The organism is Streptomyces sp. NPDC021100, from assembly GCF_044333095.1.
GTDB lineage: Bacteria > Actinomycetota > Actinomycetes > Streptomycetales > Streptomycetaceae > Streptomyces.
The window spans coordinates 1-17224 of sequence record NZ_JBIRQH010000027.1; the positions used below are offsets into that span (position 1 = coordinate 1).

At 72.4% G+C, this 17224-nt stretch carries 10 protein-coding genes and 2 pseudogenes; 2 read left to right on the plus strand and 10 right to left on the minus strand.

The genetic code is table 11. The annotated features are described in order from the left end of the window. Positions 1–215: pseudogene (locus tag ACH4PU_RS32420) on the minus strand (AarF/ABC1/UbiB kinase family protein); the annotation flags it as partial. A 1195-nt stretch (positions 216–1410) separates the two neighbouring features. Here ACH4PU_RS32420 and ACH4PU_RS32425 point away from each other — a divergent pair. Next, entirely contained in the window at positions 1411–1881 is a 471-nt protein-coding gene (locus ACH4PU_RS32425; RefSeq protein ID WP_398280251.1) for a hypothetical protein, read from the plus strand. 355 nt (positions 1882–2236) lie between these two features. Here ACH4PU_RS32425 and ACH4PU_RS32430 read toward each other — a convergent pair whose 3' ends face one another. The 3 genes and pseudogenes from ACH4PU_RS32430 to ACH4PU_RS32440 all read right to left on the minus strand — a co-directional run. After that, on the minus strand, positions 2237–2944 hold the full coding sequence (locus ACH4PU_RS32430; protein WP_398280254.1) for a hypothetical protein: 708 nt from the start codon (positions 2942–2944) through the stop codon (positions 2237–2239). Positions 2945–3190: 246 nt separating this feature from the next. Further along, on the minus strand, positions 3191–3724 hold the full coding sequence (locus tag ACH4PU_RS32435) for a hypothetical protein (protein WP_398280257.1): 534 nt from the start codon (positions 3722–3724) through the stop codon (positions 3191–3193). Between the two features lie 208 nt (positions 3725–3932). Then, positions 3933–4283: pseudogene (locus ACH4PU_RS32440) on the minus strand (NUDIX domain-containing protein); the annotation flags it as partial. A 263-nt stretch (positions 4284–4546) separates the two neighbouring features. Between ACH4PU_RS32440 and ACH4PU_RS32445 the strand changes: the two are divergent. Next, positions 4547–6043: an IMP dehydrogenase gene (locus tag ACH4PU_RS32445; protein ID WP_398280260.1), complete on the plus strand. Its 1497-nt coding sequence runs from the start codon at positions 4547–4549 to the stop codon at positions 6041–6043. A gap of 39 nt (positions 6044–6082) precedes the next feature. Here the strand turns inward: ACH4PU_RS32445 and ACH4PU_RS32450 are convergent, their stop codons facing one another. From ACH4PU_RS32450 to ACH4PU_RS32475, 6 genes are read right to left on the minus strand one after another with little or no spacing between them, the layout of a single operon-like run. Further along, positions 6083–7168 carry an acyl-CoA dehydrogenase family protein gene (locus ACH4PU_RS32450; protein ID WP_398280263.1) on the minus strand — a complete coding sequence of 362 codons (1086 nt, stop codon included), beginning with the start codon at positions 7166–7168 and terminating at the stop codon, positions 6083–6085. Beyond that, on the minus strand, positions 7165–7638 hold the full coding sequence (locus ACH4PU_RS32455; RefSeq protein WP_398280266.1) for a nitroreductase family deazaflavin-dependent oxidoreductase: 474 nt from the start codon (positions 7636–7638) through the stop codon (positions 7165–7167). The genes ACH4PU_RS32450 and ACH4PU_RS32455 overlap by 4 nt, the downstream gene beginning before the upstream one ends. Next, complete coding sequence (asnB, locus tag ACH4PU_RS32460; RefSeq protein ID WP_398280269.1) at positions 7635–9488, minus strand: asparagine synthase (glutamine-hydrolyzing); 1854 nt, start codon at positions 9486–9488, stop codon at positions 7635–7637. Before asnB ends, ACH4PU_RS32455 begins: the two co-directional genes overlap by 4 nt. Continuing rightward, a complete protein-coding gene (locus tag ACH4PU_RS32465; RefSeq protein WP_398280272.1) occupies positions 9485–11725 on the minus strand; it encodes a condensation domain-containing protein in 2241 nt (746 codons plus the stop codon). Before ACH4PU_RS32465 ends, asnB begins: the two co-directional genes overlap by 4 nt. Positions 11726–11728: 3 nt before the next feature. Continuing rightward, entirely contained in the window at positions 11729–16474 is a 4746-nt protein-coding gene (locus ACH4PU_RS32470) for an amino acid adenylation domain-containing protein (protein ID WP_398280275.1), read from the minus strand. Then, positions 16471–17163, minus strand: coding sequence for a DUF6875 domain-containing protein (locus ACH4PU_RS32475; protein ID WP_398280278.1), 693 nt, complete (start codon positions 17161–17163; stop codon positions 16471–16473). Before ACH4PU_RS32475 ends, ACH4PU_RS32470 begins: the two co-directional genes overlap by 4 nt. Positions 17164–17224 lie beyond the last annotated feature (61 nt).

Below are 17224 nucleotides of genomic sequence, written 5' to 3' on the forward strand. Positions count from 1 at the left end.
ACCGCGGTGTCGACCTCCTTGAACAGCCCCTGCCACCGCGGCCCCAACTCCGCCGCCAGCACCGGCTCAAACACCGCAAACGGCGCCGGCGCGATCCGGTCGTGCAGCACCCCCAGCTCCGCCAAGAGGGCCAGCGGCACGAAGTCCGGCCGCGTGGACAGCATCTGCCCCACCTTGATGTAGAAGGGCCCCAGCTCCTGCAGCGCCTCGCGCACCGCACGCGCACTCTCGCGCCGCCTTTCCGCCCCCTCCTCCGCACCGCCTCGCCGACTCCTGTGCCCGGGCATGCGGCGCGCGGCCTCCCCGGCCGCCAACCGGCCCAAAACCCCAGCGACGAACCGAGCGCGACCACCGGCCACCATGCCTCCACAACGTCATCGGCCGCGCCACAACCAACCCCCGGCAACGCCCCGGACCGCCACTCTCCGCTAAAGGGCCGTAACCAGTGCACGCCACCGCGCACCCCGCCGACAAGCACGCACCAGACGGCGCGCGAGGCCACCGAACCGCACACAGCGCACCGCCACGGAGCGCGCTACACCACTGCCGCCTGGCAGCTTCGGACGAACCCTGCTAGAGACCTCGCGGCGCCGACAGCCCGGCGTGCCGGCCCCGTCATACCGAGCCACCCGGTGACAGCAGCGCCGCTCGACACCTGCGCAGATCTCCTCAAACACCCGAAACGGATATTGACCCTCTCCCGCTTCCCTGACGACCCGGCTCTTTCTCAGAGTCCGTCACGAGTCCGTCACGACAAAACACCAGGTCACAGGCTGGTCGACCACACTCCGACCATGAGGGGAGGACCTCACAACCCGGGATCCGCTACCCTGTCACTCGTCGGTCGGTACCCCACTGCAAGCACGCGCTCACTCCATCGAGCACAGTCTTCGCAAGCCGCCCGACCTGCGGGTTTGACCAACCGGCTCGACTGCCCGGCCACTGGGTTTTCGACAAGGTTTCCTACAAGCCCCGCTTCGACCCCGGCGCCTTCCTAACCGCTGCCTCCCCACCGCAGCAGCCCCCGACACTGAGCCGTAACCAGTGCACGACACCGCACATCCCACCAGCAAGCCCGCAACCGACGGCGCCCGAGGCCACCGACACGCACACAGCGCTCCACGACCGAGCGCGTTACACAAATGCCACCTGGCGACCAGGAGCAAAACCTGCCCGAGCCTCCACCCTGATGAACGCGGCGATGGACCTGCCGGCCGCCGAGCTGTCCGCCAAGCTCGGCAGAGCTGAGGGTGTGATGTCAACCACAGTGCCGGGCCCCTTGGCCCGCCGAAAGCGACACCACAACTCAAGTGCGCCTCCTGCAGCACCATTCGGCTACCGCCCCGCAAAGCGACACCACCCTTGTGGGACACGGCAGTTGCCGCGACTAACGACGACCGTATTCCGCCGATGTCGCTGGCGATTCGCAACGAGCACGCGATATCGACGGGCTTGTACTGGGTCGCGGGCCGGTCCGCCGACTGGCACGCCGAAAGCGGGACTCTGACGACATGGATCTGCCCGACACCCATCGGCCGGCATGCTGCTGGCGACGTGTGGACGTTCTGGCCGGACCCGATGGCGAGTAAGCCGCCGATGGGCCACTGCATGCTGCTGACCGACACCCGCCTGGCCCGGGCGGTAGGGCACGGCGGCCTGCACAAGGGAGAGGACTACAAGTACGCTCTTGGCGTCTGCAGCCGCAGTGACGGCCTCATGCTCAGCGACGTCGTGTATGAACGGCGTATCCATGATCAGCAGTGGAGCGCTGAGGAAACCTACCGCGACCAGGCCGAATTCGATGCTCGGCGGCACGCGTGGCTGATGGGCGCGGCAGAACGTGAGCTGCGAGCCGAACGGATGGGCGCACGAGCAGCGTGACTCGGCCGCTGGCGTCGGGCGCCTCCGCTTGACCCGTGCAGGCCCCGCACTTGGTGCTGCCGTTGCCCTCGGCGCCTGGCGCGGCGTCCGGCCGGCTACCGAGGGCGTCCGCATCGGCGGCAAGGGGCAGGTTCAGAGACTGACCAGTCCGAACTGCCCGGCCGGCCGGTCCCCCGCAGGGGCATCCATAGTGAGAGCACGGCCACGGCTGGTTTGCAGTGATCCAGGAGCCTCTCCCTCTCCCGGTGCGGCGCACGGCGAGGATGGCCGTGGGGCACTGCCCTCCGCCAGTTGTTGTGTCCAGATGCGAGGCCGCCAGTGGGCACGTTGCCGCAGAACGGACCCTGAACTCTTACTACGAAGGCGGTTCAGCTACGCAGCCGTTGACAATGGACGGGCGGTCGCGCGGTTCATAAAAGGGCTGGGGGTCGTGCCCAGGCTGGTAGACCTCGTTCTTGCTGATGCCGGCCTTGGCGGTGCTGTGGTAGTGCTGCCAGCCGCGGTGGCCGTAAAAGCTGGCGATCGGCTCGCGGCAAACGCCACACACACTCTTGTCGATCCGAACCAGGGCATCGAGAAGATTCTCGGCCTCGGTGAGGGCATGTCCTGCTGGGATGAACCGATGCTCGACAGCGTCGAGGAGGTGCTGGATATCCAGCAGGTTCTGGTCACTCAGGGCGGCGAGCGCCTGCCCGACAGCTCCCAGCAGGGTGTTGCTCTCACTGATCACCGTGAAGAGATGGGCATGCAACGCCTCCAGCGCCGCCCGAGTCCATCGGAGCTCTTCGGGAGACGGGCTCTCTGCCGGCTCAAAGACCGTGGAGGGAATGCGTCCACCCGTCGCGGAAGGGGCCGGCCGGATGGGGGGCAGAGGGAAGGCAGGGTCGGCCTCTACCAGAGGGCGAGTGCCTCGTTCGGCGACGGGCAGGGGAACCACGGCGGCTACGCGCTCGCCTTGGCGAGTGATGTAGGTAACGGCGCCGGCGTCCTTGGAGCGATCGACGACAGCGGCGATCTGATCACGGACCCGACGGATGGGAAAGTCATACTCAACTGCGGGCATGTACCAAAGGTACCCCACACGTGTACCACTGGTACGCCCTCGTAGGCGCCCTCCGCTCGTGCCCACCCCCGGCCGCCAAGGAGCTCCGTGCCCGTGCCATCGTTCTCCCGCCTTCAGCGCTGGACGGCCGGCGCCTATGGCTGGCCCCCACCTCTACGCAACGGGACGGGCCTGTCCGGTGGGCACTGAGGGGCGGGAGGGATGGTGCGCGGTCTACGGTCTCGTTTGGTCTGCGGCAGGTGATGCTCAGGCGAGGGTGTCGTGCCAGCGCCGGGCACCGTCGTGCAGGTCGTCCAGGGACGCGCGGAGCTCGTCGGACAGCGGCTCGGGGCGGTCGAGGGCGCGGCGCAGGGCGGTGATGAGCTCGTCGGCGGCCTCGCGCGGATAGAGATCGATCACGCCGAACATGCGGACTCCCAGCGCGGCGTGCAGTTCCTCCAGGTCCTGCTCTTCCCCGGCCCGCGTCATCTCCAGCTCCTCGGGGTAGGCGCCGTGCCGCAGCAGGCCGCGCAGCGGCCGGCTAACGGCGGTGCACGCGCGCCGGACAAGCCGGTGCCCCCGCAGGACTCCCGCCACGGCCGCCAGACCGACAAACGGGCTGACCAGCCATCCCCGGAAGGAGGCGCTCTGGCTCAGCGCCCAGTCGACGACCACGGCCACTGCGACGAGTGTCACCGCGGCGAGGACGGGAACAGCGGCAATCCGGCGGATCCTGCGGCGCCAGGGCTGAGCGGCCGGCCCGTTGCCGACGGCCACGGGTATGCGTGCCGTGTGCTCCATGGTGTTCGCCCCTCCCTGCGGTTCGTCGATGGTAGGCCACGGCGTACCACGTGTACGGGAAGCGTGAGACCTGCGCTGGCGGGCGCTTGGCGGTGACGCCATGCGGCGGCGCATCAGCCGGCTGGACCGGCCAGCCACAGCATGGGGGCGCGGCTGGTGCTGGGGGCCTTGGCAGGCGGCACAGGAAGATCGTTTCGACCCGGTGGTCTTCCGGGGTACCACCGTGGTTGGCGCCGGCGTACTCGCGCAGCCACAGCAGACGCTGGGGAGTGACATCCAGGCCGGTCTCCTCGTGGACTTCCCGGCGGACCGAGGCGTCGAGGGCCTCGCCGGGGTGCTGGCCGCCACCGGGCAGGAATAGCAGTCCTGGCCGTCCCAGCGGGCGCGCTGGAGCAGGACGCGGCCGTCGTGGAGGACGACGGCCTTGCCCGCGTTGCGGACGGTCGCGGTTCTCGCTGCGCTGCTGGTGGGCGGGGGCCCGCGAATGCTGGGCCGGCTCGGACTTTCGGTCGACAAGATCAATATCGTGGCTGCGGGGCTTGCTGCTTGACGCGCCCAGAGCGCTTTACCAGAGCAGCCCGGGCGGCGGCGCTGCGGCCTGCTATGCAGCGACCAGCGGTAGGTAAGCAGGCATGTACGCGGTGCGATAGCATCCGGTACGGCTTGCGAACGGTCAATGCCCGCAGCACCGGTCAGTCCGCCAAATCCCGTGGGCGCCAGGTGGATTGGCGCCATGTGAGGAGTTAGGCCGGGCCGTCGTGCTGCCCCGCCCAGAGCCTGAAGACGCGCCGCAGCAGTGACAGGCTCTTCGTAGGAGAGCGCGTGAAAATCCTGCCCGAGATCTCTCGTACGCTCAACGAATACCTCCTCGTGCCCGGTTTGACGACTGAGGACTGCACGCCCGACAAGATCGACCTCTCCGCTCCCCTGGTGCGCCACCAGGTGGGGGAGCGGGCGCCGGTCGAGATCGCGACCCCGTTGGTCAGCGCGATCATGCAAGCGGTGTCATCCCCTGCGCTGGCCGTTGCCCTCGCGCAGAACGGCGGGGTGGCCTTCGTTCACCAGAACCAGTCGGCTGACGCTCAGGCGGCCGACGTCCGAGCGGTCAAGCAGCACAAGGCGGGCTTTCGTCCCAACCGGGTCACTGTGGCTCCGTCGACGTCGCTCGGTGAGGTGGACCGGCTGCTGACCGCTGTCGACCAGGGTGTCGCAGTCGTCACCGACACCGGCGCTGCGGATGGGCGCTTTGTGGGGCTGATCGGGTCCGACGACTTCCACCTTCAGCGGCATGGTGCCGAGGAGCTGGTCAAGGCGCGGATGCGCCCGCGGGAAGAGGTGCGTACGGCGTCGGCCGAGGTGACCTTGTCCGAGGCCAACGAGATGCTGTGGGAGCACCGCCTGGACGTGCTGCCGTTGCTGGATGCCGAGGACCGCGTGGTCTCGCTGGTCCTCAAGCGGGACTATCAGGAGCACAAGAGTCACCGCCTGGCCAGTGTCGACGGGCACAAGCGTCTGCGGGTGGGTGCGGGTATCAACTCCCGTGACTACCGCGGCAGGGTGCCGGCGCTGGTGGAGGCCGGTGCGGATGTGCTGTGCCTGGACTCATCCGACGGCTACTCCGTCTTCCAGGCCCAGGCTCTGGCGTGGGTGCGCGAGGAGTACGGGGAAGAGGTGTTCGTCGGCGCGGGCAACGTGGTGGACGGCCGGGCCTTTCGGTACCTCGCCGATGCGGGCGCGGCCTTCGTGAAGGTCGGCATCGGCGGCGGGAGCATCTGCATCACCCGGGATCAAAAGGGCATCGGGCGCGGCCAGGCGTCCGCCCTGCTGGACGTGGTTCGGGAGCGGGACGCCTACGCCCAGGAAACCGGCGTGTACGTGCCGATCTGCTGTGACGGCGGGCTGCTGTCCGACTACCACATGGCGATCGCTCTGGCGATGGGCACCGACTTCATCATGCTCGGCCGGTACTTCGCGCGCTTCGACGAGGCCCCCTCGCGCAAGGTCCGGGTCGACGGGCAGGTCTTCAAGGAGTACTGGGGCGAGGGGAGCAGCCGCGCCCGCAACGCCGCCCGGTACGGCCAGGGCGAGACGATGGTGTTCGAGGAAGGCGTCGACGGCTACGTCCCGTACGTCGGCAGCCTGCACACCACGGTCGCTCAGACCCGGGCCAAGCTGGCCGCGACGATGAGCAGCTGCGGCGCGACCTCGCTGCGCTCGTTCCACGAGGGTGCGGTGCTGGTCCAGGTCTCCGAGCGGAGCTACGAGCAGAACACCGCCGAGGTGAAACTGCGGGAGCGGACGGTGGACTCCGGCGAGTAGCCCCCGGTCCGCTCGCGCGTCGAGCCCTGCCGCGCCCGGTTACGGGTGTGGCAGGGCTTTGTCGTGTGGGGTGAGCAGGTGTTCGGTGTAGGCATGGGCGGGTTGGTGCATGCGCAGGGCGGGGTGCAGGGCTGCGGTGGTGAGGTCTCTCCAGAACCGGGGGAGACGGCCGCCGGTGCTGGCGGCGCGGACGCCGGCGTGGTGGAAGAGGCGGGTCCCGGCTTCGGCGAGCAGGCTGGCGGCGAAGGCGTAGTCGCGCCGTGAGCGGATGACCTGCCGGTCGGAGGGAGGGGCGGGCTGGTCGGCGAGGTCGGCGGCGCGGGCGAGGAGGAGGTCGGCGGCGTCGATCTGTCCGGCGGCCGTGGCCAGGATGGGACCGTCGGCCTGGCCGGTGCGGCGTGCGTGGTCTTCGGTCTCGGCGAGGAGGGCTTGGGCTGCGCCGAGGAGGGGGGCGGCGAAGAACAGGGCGCTGATGGCCTCGTGCGGGAGGTTGTAGCAGGTGGCAGTCAGCGAGGCGTGGTCGCCGGCGAGGAGCCGGCGGCGGCAGAGGCCGTGGCTGGTGGGGACGAAGTAGTGCTCCACGGTGAGGGTGTGGCTGGCGGTGGCGCGCAGCCCTGGGGTGTCCCAGGTGGGCGTGAGGGTCCAGGCGGTGGCGGGGACCAGCAGAAGGCGCTGCCGGCTGCCGGTGGTGGTGCACAGCAGGGCCCAGTGGGCGTGGTCGGCGCCGGTGACGAAGGGCCAGGTGCCGGTCAGTGTCCAGCCGCCCTTGACGGTGGTGGTGTGGCCGGCGGGTTGGAGGGTGCCGGCGATGAGCTGGTCGGGGCTGGTGGACCACAGGGCGTGCTGGCCATCCGGGGGGAGGAAGGCGGCGACGCGGGACATGCTGGTGGCCAGGGCGGCGCACCAGCCGGCGGAGGGATCGGCCCAGGCGAGCTCGGTGATGGCGGCCAGGGCGGTGGTGAAGGTGCCTTGTGTGCCGCCCCAGAGGCGGGGGGTGAAGTGGCGGGGCAGGCCGGAGTCGGTCAGGGCCTGGACGACGTCCGTGTCGAGGCGGCCGTCGCGGTCGGCCTTCTCGGCGTGGGCGGCGGCCAGGTCCGCCGCCGCGGTGACATCGGGACTGCTCATGGGCGTGCCTCGTGCTCGTGGGGGGCGGGGTGTTGTGGGTGGAGGAGGACGATCGCGATGGTGCGGGCGGTGGCGGCCTGGTAGTCGGCGTAGGCCGGCCACAGGGCGGTCATCTGCTCCCACAAGGCGGGGCGTTCGCCGGCGTCTGCGGTGCGCGCGGAGACCTCGAAGACGTGGTCGAGGACTTGGACACGGGCCCGGGGGTGGTGCTGAAGGTTGCGGTACCAGTGGGGGTGGTGGTCGGAGCCGAGGTTGGAGGCGGCCACGAGGTAGTCCGGGCCGCGCCGGCCGTAGATCAGGGCGGTGCGGCGGGCGGTGCCGGTGCGGCGGCCGAGCGTGGTGAGCAGCAGGGTCGGGACGCCGTTCCACAGGTGGCCGTCGCGGCCGCCGGTGGTGGCGTAGCGGTGGGCGTGGTCGGCCACGGGCCTGTAGCGGCTGTCGCGCGGTGGTGTGGCGAAGGGATCGTTCACCGGACCAGCTCCCCACGCGGCTCGGGGCGGGGGCCGGAAAGGGGTGGTGTGGGGTGGTGGAGCTTGTGGTGCCAGCGCCATAGGGACAGCACGGGCCACAGGATGCTGACGGGGGCCTCGGCCAGTGCGCTGGGCAGCGCGAACAGGTGGTTGATGAGGGGGTCCTCGCGCAGCTCGGCGGCGTGTGCGGTGGCGAGGCGGGACAGCGCGGCCTGGAGGGGGCCGCGGCTCTGGTGGGGGAAGACGGCTTTGGGCCGGTGGAGGATGGCGGTCGGGAGGTGGCCGCGCATCGCCGCGGCGAGGTGGATTTTGCCCTGGCGGCGGTCGGGGCGGATGTGGTGGTGGAAGGGCTGGGTGAAGGCCCACGCGGTGAGGCGGCGGTCGAGGTAGGGGAAGCGGGCTTCGACGCCGGAGCGCATGGCCAGGAAGTCCTCGAACTGCAGGATGCGCTGCAGTTGGGTGTGGAAGAGCAGGCGGTGGGCGCGCTCCAGCGCCGGGCCGGGCAGGCCGGCGTGGAAGTCGAGGACCTCTTGGTGGGCGGTGGTCCGCAGGGCGAGCACGGCGGGGGAGAGGCCGGGGATCTGGCGTGAGCCGGGCAGCGTGCGGATGGCGCGCGGGTCGGGGGCGCGGACATCAAGGATGTGGCGGTAGAAGGTGGGACGGCTGACGTAGCCGCCGAGGACCTCGTCCGCGCCCTGTCCGTTGAGGACGACGCGCAGCCCGAGCTCGTGGACGGTGCGGTAGTTGCGCGCGATGGTGACGTGCCGCGGGTCGTCCCCCAGCGCGGCCAGGTCGCAGACGGTGTCCAGGTCCTCCAGCGTGAGCTCCGGCTGCTGCACGGCGAGGTGGTGGTGGACGCGTCCGGAGAGCGCGGCGGCCAGCAGCCGGCTGAAGCGCAGGTCGGTGCTGGCTTCGCCGGCCGGTGCCGTGGGCGGGGGAGCGGTGGTGATGCACGGCACCGGTTCGGCGGCCGCGGCCGCGGCCAGGGCGGTGAGGGCGCTGGAGTCCAGACCGCCGCTGAGGAAGGCCGCCACCGGCACGTCGCCCGTCAGCATCTGCGTCACGCCGCGCGCCAGCAACTCCCGCAGTTCCTCCCCGCGGTCGGCGTCAACCGGTGCGTGCTCGGGCGCGGCGGTGTGGGGGAGGGTCCAGTAGGTGGTGGCGTGGCGGCGACCGTCGGGGTGCAGGGTCAGGAACGTGCCCGCGGGGACGGCGGCCACGTCGCGCACCAGGGTGCGGGTGCGGTCCGGCGGAAGGGTGGAGGAGCACAGAAGGTGCCGGGCGAGCACGTCGGTGTCCGGGCGTCGCGGCACGTGACGGGATGCCATCAGCGCTTCGACTTCGGAGGCGAAGAGCACGAAGCCGCTCGCGCGGTGGTAGTACAGGGGCTTGATGCCGACCGCATCGCGCACCAGGTACAGGCAGCGCTGGTGTTCGTCCCACAGGGCGAAGGCGAACATGCCTTCCATGCGCTGCAGGGCCCCGCGCGGGCCCCAGTGCTGCCAGGCGCGCAGCACGACCTCGGTGTCCGTGGCCGAGGTGAAGGCGTAGAAGCGCGACAGTTCCTGGGCGAGCTGAGGGGTGTTGTAGACCTCGCCGTTGTAGGTGATGGTCAGGTGGTCGCGGGTCATCGGCTGCGCTCCGGCCGGCCCGAGGTCGGTGATGGCCAGGCGGCGGTGGCCGAGCACCACGCCGGGCCGCTGCCACAGGCCGGCGCCGTGGGGCCCGCGGTGGGCGAGGGCGTCGGTCATCGCCGTGACCGCGTGGGCTCCCGGGGTTTCCCGGGCGGGGTCGGGCAGTCCGTAGTGCAGGGCGCCGGCGATGCCGCAGCCGGAGAAGACGGTCGTCACCGGGCGCCTCCTTCGAGCGGGCTGGGGTAGAGGGTGGCGAGCGGGGCGGGCTCGGTCAGCATCGAGCGGTGGTCACCGGGCACGACGCTGCGGCGGACCGTGAGCGCCAGGTCGCACCATCCCTCGTGGGGCGGGGCGGCGGTGGCCGACGGTTGGATGAGGTGCAGGCTCTCCACGGTCCCGCTCGGCGCCCAGCGGGCGAGCGCGCGGTGGTGGCGCAACAGGAGCTCCAGGCGGCCCGTGACGAACCCGTCGCCGTCCAGCCCCAGCTGCTCCGCGAGCTGATGTTCGGTGGCGCCGTCACCCACGGCCCCGAGCGCGTCATCGATCGCGTGGCGGGGGGCGTGGGGGAGCAGTGCGGCCAGGTGCTCGGCGAGGACGGTCGTTGCGGCGGCGCCCTGGGGGGCCGGCAGCGGGGGCGGGTCGAGAAGGATCAGGTGGTCGACGCGCTTGCCCGCGGCCTGCAGCAGACGGGCCATGGCGAACGCCACGGCCGCGCCGAAGGAATAGCCCGTCAGGCAGTAGCCTCCGGCCGGCTGGATGCTGCGCACGCGCGCCAGGTAGGACGCGGCCAGTGCCTCGATCCCCGCCTCCGCCTCGCCGGTGGGCTCGGCGTGCAGGCCGTAGCAGTCCCACCCCACGATGCCGAGGGCGCGGGCCAGGGGCTGGAAGTGGTGCACCTGACCGTCCACGGGGTGGATGAAAAAGTGCGGCCGCGCACCGGAAACCGGGCGGTCGCCGAGCGGGACAATGCGGTTCGCGTCGTCGAGCTCGGTGCGCAGGCGCGTGCAGATCTCGTCGATGGCGCCGGCCGGGAAGATGCCGGCGTCGGCGTACAGGTGCAGGCGCAGCGTCTGGTCCTCGATCCAGGCGGTGAGGTGGAGGGCGGTGGGCAGCACGTTGCCCGGCCCGATTCCCTGCCCCGGCGCCCCCGCGGCCGGCGCGGAAGTGGTGGCGTGCCGGCCGAGGTAGTTGAACGTCACCTCCGGCCGGGGCATCGCCGCCAGTTCGCGGCCCAGCGCGGTGCCGGGGGTGAGGTAGCGGGCGGTGCCGTAGCCGGTCCCGCCGTAGGGCACCGCCTCCATCTGCTGCTGGAAGGCGGCGGCCACCCTTAGCAGATGCCTCCGGTCGTCGGCCTCGGGCGCGGGTGTGAGGTGGAGGGGGTAGAGGCTGGTGAGCCAGCCCACCACCTGATCCCCCACGGCCAGGTGCTGGCGGCCGTGCCCTTCGAGGTTCACGTAGAGGCCGTCGCCGCGGGTGAGGGGGGCCAGGGCGCGGGCGAGGGCGGCCAGCACCAGGGCGGGCACCGTGGCCTGGCCGCTGTCGGCGAAGCCGAGCAGCACCGACGTGCGGTGCGCCGGCAGGTCGAGGGTGTGGTGCTCCAGCTTTCCGTAGGGGGCGCGCTCGCCGTCGGTCAGATGCAGGCGAGGGGCGCCGGCGGTGGCCAGGCGCCGCCAGTAGGCGGCCTCCTCCTCGTCGGGCAGCGGCGGGGGCGTGGTCAGGGCGGACACGGCCGGAAGCCGGGGAGCCTCCTGCGCGCAGGCGGAATGCCAGTCGCGGGCCAGGATGCCCCAGGAGACGGCGTCGACGATCAGGTGATGGGCCACCAGGCACACCCAGGACAGCTGCTGCCCGGCGCCCGTGAACAGCGCCGCGCGCCACAACGGCCCGGCGGCAAGGTCCAGCCCTTGGTGCAGGCGGTCCAGCACCTCGGGGGAAGGCCGGTCGGTGCCCGGTGCGAGGGGATACGTGGCGAGGTCCACCGCTGGGGGCTGGTCGTCCAAGTGCGCGCTCCAGGTGCCGTGGTGGAAGGTGAAGCAGGTGCGGAACGCCTCGTGGCGGCCGACGACCGCCTCAAGCGCGGCCTGGACGCGGGAAGGGGAAAGGCCCTTGGGGACGGGCAGCAGGCGGGCCTGGTTGAAGTGGTGCGGCTCGGCGAAGTCCTGGGCGAAGAACCACGCCTGGATCGGTGTGAGCGGCACCGGCGTGCCGGCCGGCCGCCGCGCCACCGCCGCACCATCGCCGGACGGTGCGCTTGCGAGCAGGTCGGCCAGAGCGCGGACGGTGCCGGCCTGCAGGAAGGCGGCCACGGTCAGCCCGGCGCCGCGCTCGCGCAGCCGAGCGACCGCCTCGATGGCCAGCATCGAGTCCCCGCCGAGGGCGAACCACGACGCGTCCGGGTCCACGTCGCTGCGGCCGAGCAGCTCACACCACACCTGAGTCACGGTGTCGTTCATCGGTTACCTCCTGGGTTCCAGGGCGGGGACGGGGCGCGGGAGCGCGGCGGGGTTGACCTTGCCGTTCGGCAGGACGGGAAGGGCGTCGAGCAGCACGACCTCGGCGGGGACCATGTAGTGCGGCAGGCGCTGCGCGGCCCACGCCCGCACCGCATCGGCCAGGTCCGGGCGGCGGGCGGCGGGCGTTGCGATGTAGGCCACGAGCCGGGGTATGCCCTGGTGCTCCTCCGCCCGGACGTGGGCACCGTGGATGTCGGGATGCGCGGCGAGGGTGTGGGCGACTTCGCCGGCCTCGACGCGGTAGCCGCGGATCTTCACCTGCTCATCGAGCCGGCCGACGACCTGCACCTCACCCCCGGGCGTCAACCGCCCCTCATCCCCCGTGCGGTACAGGCGCACCCCGGCCAGAGGGCCGCTGGCGGGGGTGGGGAAGCGCTCGGCGGTCAGCTCGGGCCGGTCGAGGTAGCCGGCGGCCACCGCCGGGCCGGCCAGGCACACTTCCCCGAGCGCGCCGACCGGCAGCAGGCCCTGGCGCTCGTCGAGTACGAGGAGGTGATGGTTGGCCAGCGGCCGGCCCACGCTCCACCCCGCCGGCGTCGGCATGGGGCGGTGCGGGTGGTACAGGCAGGCGGCGGTGCACCACACCGTGCCCTCGGTCGGGCCGTACTCGTTGTCCAGCCGCGCATGCGCAACACGCTCGGCATGTGATCGGGCCAGGTCGTGCGGGCACCGCTCGCCGCCGACGGCCACCACGCGCAGCGACGCGCCGCCGCCCGCGGGCATGGCGGCGAGCATGTGCCGGTAGAAGGACGGCACGAAGTTCACGTGCGTGATGTGGTGGGCGTCGATCAGGCGCCACACCGCTTCGGGGTCCCGGACGTCGTCCTCATGATTGGGGAAGACGAGGGTGCCGCCGTTCCACAGCGTCCAGAAGATCATCGACGAGGCGACATCGAAGGCCAGCGGCAGCGTGATGAGCGTGCGCGCCGCCTCGCCGCCGACGTAACTGCTGCGCGCCGTCAGGGCGGTGACCGCGTTGGCGTGCGTGGCCACCACCGCCTTCGGTGTCCCGGTGGACCCGGAGGTGTACACCAGGTAGGCCGGATCCTGCGGGCGCGGCCGCACACGGCGGCCGGTGGCGGCCACCGGCCGGCCCGGGGCCTGGCCGGCCTCGACGACCGGCAGCTGTCCGTCCACGAGGGGGCGCAGCACCGGGGCGGTGCGCGGCGAGCACACCACCGCGGCCGGGGCGGCGTCGCGCAGCAGGGCGGCCAGGCGGGGGGCCGGGTCGCCGGGGTCGAGACACAGGAAGGCGGCGCCGCGGGCGAGGACGCCGCACAGGGCGGCGATGTGCTCCGGCCCGGGGCCGCAGGCCACCGCCACGCGGTCGCCGGGGCCGGCCCCGATGTGTGCGAGCTGCGCCTCGATGGCCCCGGCCGCACGGTCGAGCTCCTCGTGGGTGACGCGCCGGCTGCCCTGCTCCACCGCCACGGCCGCAGGCCAGCGGGCGGCCGCGGTGCGGGCGCCCGCGTGCAGCAGGGCGTGCGCCGGCCGGACGGCGGGCCCGTGTCCGAGGGCCGTGGCCTGTTTGATTTGCCAGGCATCGAGCACGTCGAGCGCGGTCGCGGGCTGCGCCCAGGTGGCGGGATCGGCGAGGGCGCCCAGGATGCGGCCGAAGGACTCCACGAGGTGCCGGGCGGTGTCGGCGGTGAACAGGGCGGTGTTGTACTCCCACAGCACGTTCACGCCGCCCGCCTGCGCCGAGCCGGCCGGGTGAGGGACGCACACCACGTTGACGTCGGCCTTCGCCGAGCCGTTGTGATCGATGAACAGCTCCCCGCGGACCCCAGCCGCGGTGAAGTCAGGGCGCGGGGTGTCGTGGAAGGCGAACATCAGCGAGAAGAGCGGGTTGCGGCCCGCGTCGCGCGGGACGTCAAGGTCCCGGATGATCTCCGCGAGCGGGTACTCCTGGTGATCCTGGGCACCAAGGAGCACGCGCATGGTGCGCGCGGCGACGTCGGCGACGCTCTCGTCCTCGCCGACGCTCAACCGCAGGGGCAGAGCGTTGACGAACATACCCAGCAGCCCTTGGGTGCCCGGCTGGCGCCGGTTGGACAGCGCCGAGCCGATCACGAACTCCGCGCTGCGAGTCTGCTGATGGACCAGGAGGGCGAAGGCGGTGATGAACACCGCGAAGCGCGTTACCCCGTGCCCGGCCGCCACCGCATCCAGCCTCTCGACGGTCGGCGCGGGGATGTCGGCGCGCACACAGGCGCCGTCGAACCCCTGCCGGGCCGGGCGGGGGTAGTCGGTGGCGAAGCTGACGCCCTCGACCGGGCAGCCGTTCAGCGCCGTGCGCCAGTAGGCGCGCTGGAGGGCGTAGTCCTCGCTGCCCTTCCACGCCTGCTGCCAGCGCGCCCAGTGCGCGTACTGCACCGGCAGGTCACCGAGCTGGGGCGTGCGGCCGGTGGCGTAGGCGGCGTAGGCGTCGCGGATCTCGCCCAGCAGGAGGGTGGCCGACCAGCCGTCGTGGATGAAGTGGTGCTCGACCTGGAACAGCCGCCACTGGCTCTCGCCGAGCCGGTACAGCGTCCAGCGCACCAGCGGCAGCCGGCCCGTATCGAAGCCGCCCGCCATCTCCCGCCGCAGCAACTCCTCCAGCACATCCCGGCGCTCGGCTTCGCCCAGTCCGGTCAGGTCCACCGGGGTCAGACGGACGGGCCAGGGGTCGTGCACCACCTGCACGGGCTGGCCGTCGCGGCCGGTGTGGACGGTGGTGCGCAGGATCTCGTGCCGCTCGACGATGTGGCCGAGCGCCTGCTCCAGGGCGGGGACGTTGAGGGGGCCGGTCAGGTGCAGGGAGCACTGGGTGCGGTAGGCGGCGGAGGCGGGGGCGAGCTGGTCGAGGAAGTAGATCTGCCGCTGCTGGTCGGTCAGCGGCACCGGCCCCGCGGTCTCCGACCGGGTCAGCGGGGGCCGGCCGGTGGGCGCTGCGGTCCGGACGTGGTCGGCGATCTGCCGGAGGGTGGGCTGGGTGAACAGGGCACTGACCGCCACGCGCACCTGGTGGGTGCCTTCGATGTGCGCGGCGAGCCGGATCAGCGCCAGCGAGCTGGCCCCGGCCTCGGTCAGCGGCACGGTCACCGCCGGCGGTGCGCTGCCCAGGATCCGCCCGGCCGCCTCCGCCAGATCGGCCTCCAGTGCATCAGCGGGCCCCGGCCCTGCGGGCGTGGCCGGGACGGGGTCGGGCAGGGCGGCCTCGTCGATCTTTCCCGAGCGCATCCGCGGCAGTTCGTCCAGCACCCGCCACAGCGCGGGCACCAGGTGAGGGAGCAGGCGTTCGGTGGCGAACTGCCGCACCGTCTGGGGCTGCAGCGCGGTGTGGCCGGGGCGCGGGGTGAGGTAGGCGGCCAGCACCGCCCCCGACGCTCCCGTGCGGTGGGCCGTCACGTGGGCCAGAGCGATGTGGGGGTGTTCCATGAGCACGCGCTCGATGTGGGCCGGTTCGATCCGGTGGCCCTGGACCTTGATCTGCCGGTCCGCGCGGCCGGTGAACACATACCCCCCGTCCGGCGTCAGTTCGGCCAGGTCCCCGGTGCGGTAGGCGCGCTGGCCGTCCGCCAGCGTCACGAAGGACGCGGCCGTCAGCTCCGGGCGGTGGAGGTAGCCGAGCGCGAGCTGCCGGCCGGTGATGTACAGCTCCCCCTCCCCGCCCGTCACCGGGCGTTGCCGGGCGTCCAGCAGCCGGTATCCGCTGCCCGGCAGGGGAGTGCCGATCGTCAGCCGGGACCGGCGCCGTGCCGTGCCGTCCCACACCCGTGCGCCGCTGGACCACACGGCCGCCTCGCTCGGCCCGTACTCGTTGAACAGGTGCACGGCGGGCAGCAGCTCGGCGTGCCGGTCGATGAGGCTCTCGTTCCAGCGGTCGCTGCCGATCATCACCTGCCGCAGCGTCACCGGCCGGTTCACCGCGGCGTAGTCCAGCAACGCGGGATACAGGGAGGAGAGGTAGACCAGGTCGGTGACCTGCTCGCTGCGGATCAGCTCCACCGTCGCGGCGACATCCCGCAGCCCCTGGGGGCCGATGACCAGGGTGCCGCCGGTCAGCAGCGCCCAGAACACGACCCCGGAATACACGTCGACCGACGGCGCGTGCAGCAGCGGTACCCGCCCGGCCGGGCCGTAGGTCTCCAGGCGGGCCGCCGTGGAGTACAGCATCGCCTCGTGCGCCAGCTGCACCCCTTTCGGGGCGCCGGTGGAGCCGGAGGTGTAGATCACGTACGCCGGATCGGTAGGCCCGGCCGGGGCCCTGCCGGAAGACCGGACCCGTCCGCGGGAGGCCAGGGCATCGATGTCCAGGGCGGCGCGGCCGAGGCCGGCGAGCCGCGCCCGGTCGGTGAGGACCAGGTCCGGTTGTGCGTCGTCCAGCAGCGCGCGCAGGTAGGCGTCGGGGGCGGTGGCGTCCAGGGGAAGGTAGGCCGCTCCCGCGGCCAGGCTCGCCAGGAGTGCGGCGACGGCATCGGTTCCGGGCTGCAGCACGAGCGCGACCAGCGGGCGAGCCGTTCCCGCCGGCAGTGCGTCGGCCAGGCCGGCGGCGAGGTCGCGTACCCGGCGCCCGAGCGCGCCGTAGGACACCGACCGGCCCCCGTCGCGCAGGGCGATCCGGCTGGGGTGGCGGCGCACGCACCGGGTGAACGCGGTCGCCAGGCTCGGCGCCTTGCGCAGGAGTTCGGGACTGACGCGGCTCACGCGGCACCCTCCAAAGCCTCGACGCGGCCCTGCAGACGGGTCCGGTCGCTGGCGGGCAGCCGCCCGCCGAGGTGGTCCATGAGGTGGCGCAAGTACTGGGCCCTGATGGGGGCGGGGGTGCCGGGCCGGTCGAGGAAGAGCTGGTCGTGGCGGGTCAGCGCGCGCACCGCGAACATCGGCACCGGGCAGCGCATCACCTTCAGCTGCGGGTTGTGCACGCTGCCCACGGTGCTGGCCGGGTGGAACTCGCCGATCATCAGCCCGCGGGCCACGAAGTCCATCCGCAACAGGCGGTGGCCCTCGTCGATGAACCGTGCGGCCGCCTCGACCCGCAGATCCGGACAGAGGCACAGCAGCGCCCCGTTGCGAAACGCCTCGTCCTCCGGGAACAGCTGCCGGTAGAGCACCGCCAGGGCCAGGCCCTTGGCGTGAGCCTCGCCGGGCTGGGGTGCCGGCCCGGTGCGCAGGGCGACGAGGCGGACGAGGTCGCGGCGCAGGGCGGGAGCCAGGCGCGGGCAGATGTCTCCCGGGCGGCCCAGGCGGGCGTGCGGCCGGGCGACGAACGTCGTCAGCCACTCCCGCACCATCTGGTAGTCCCGGTGCTGCGGGGACACGGTGGCGGGCACCGTGGTGGTGGCGTCGGTCAAGGAGCCCGGTTCGAAGGGCGGGCGCAATTCGAGCAGGCGCACAGAAGGTCACCTCGGATACAGAAGAGACGAGCGGTGCTGGCCGTACCCGGTGGAAAGGGGA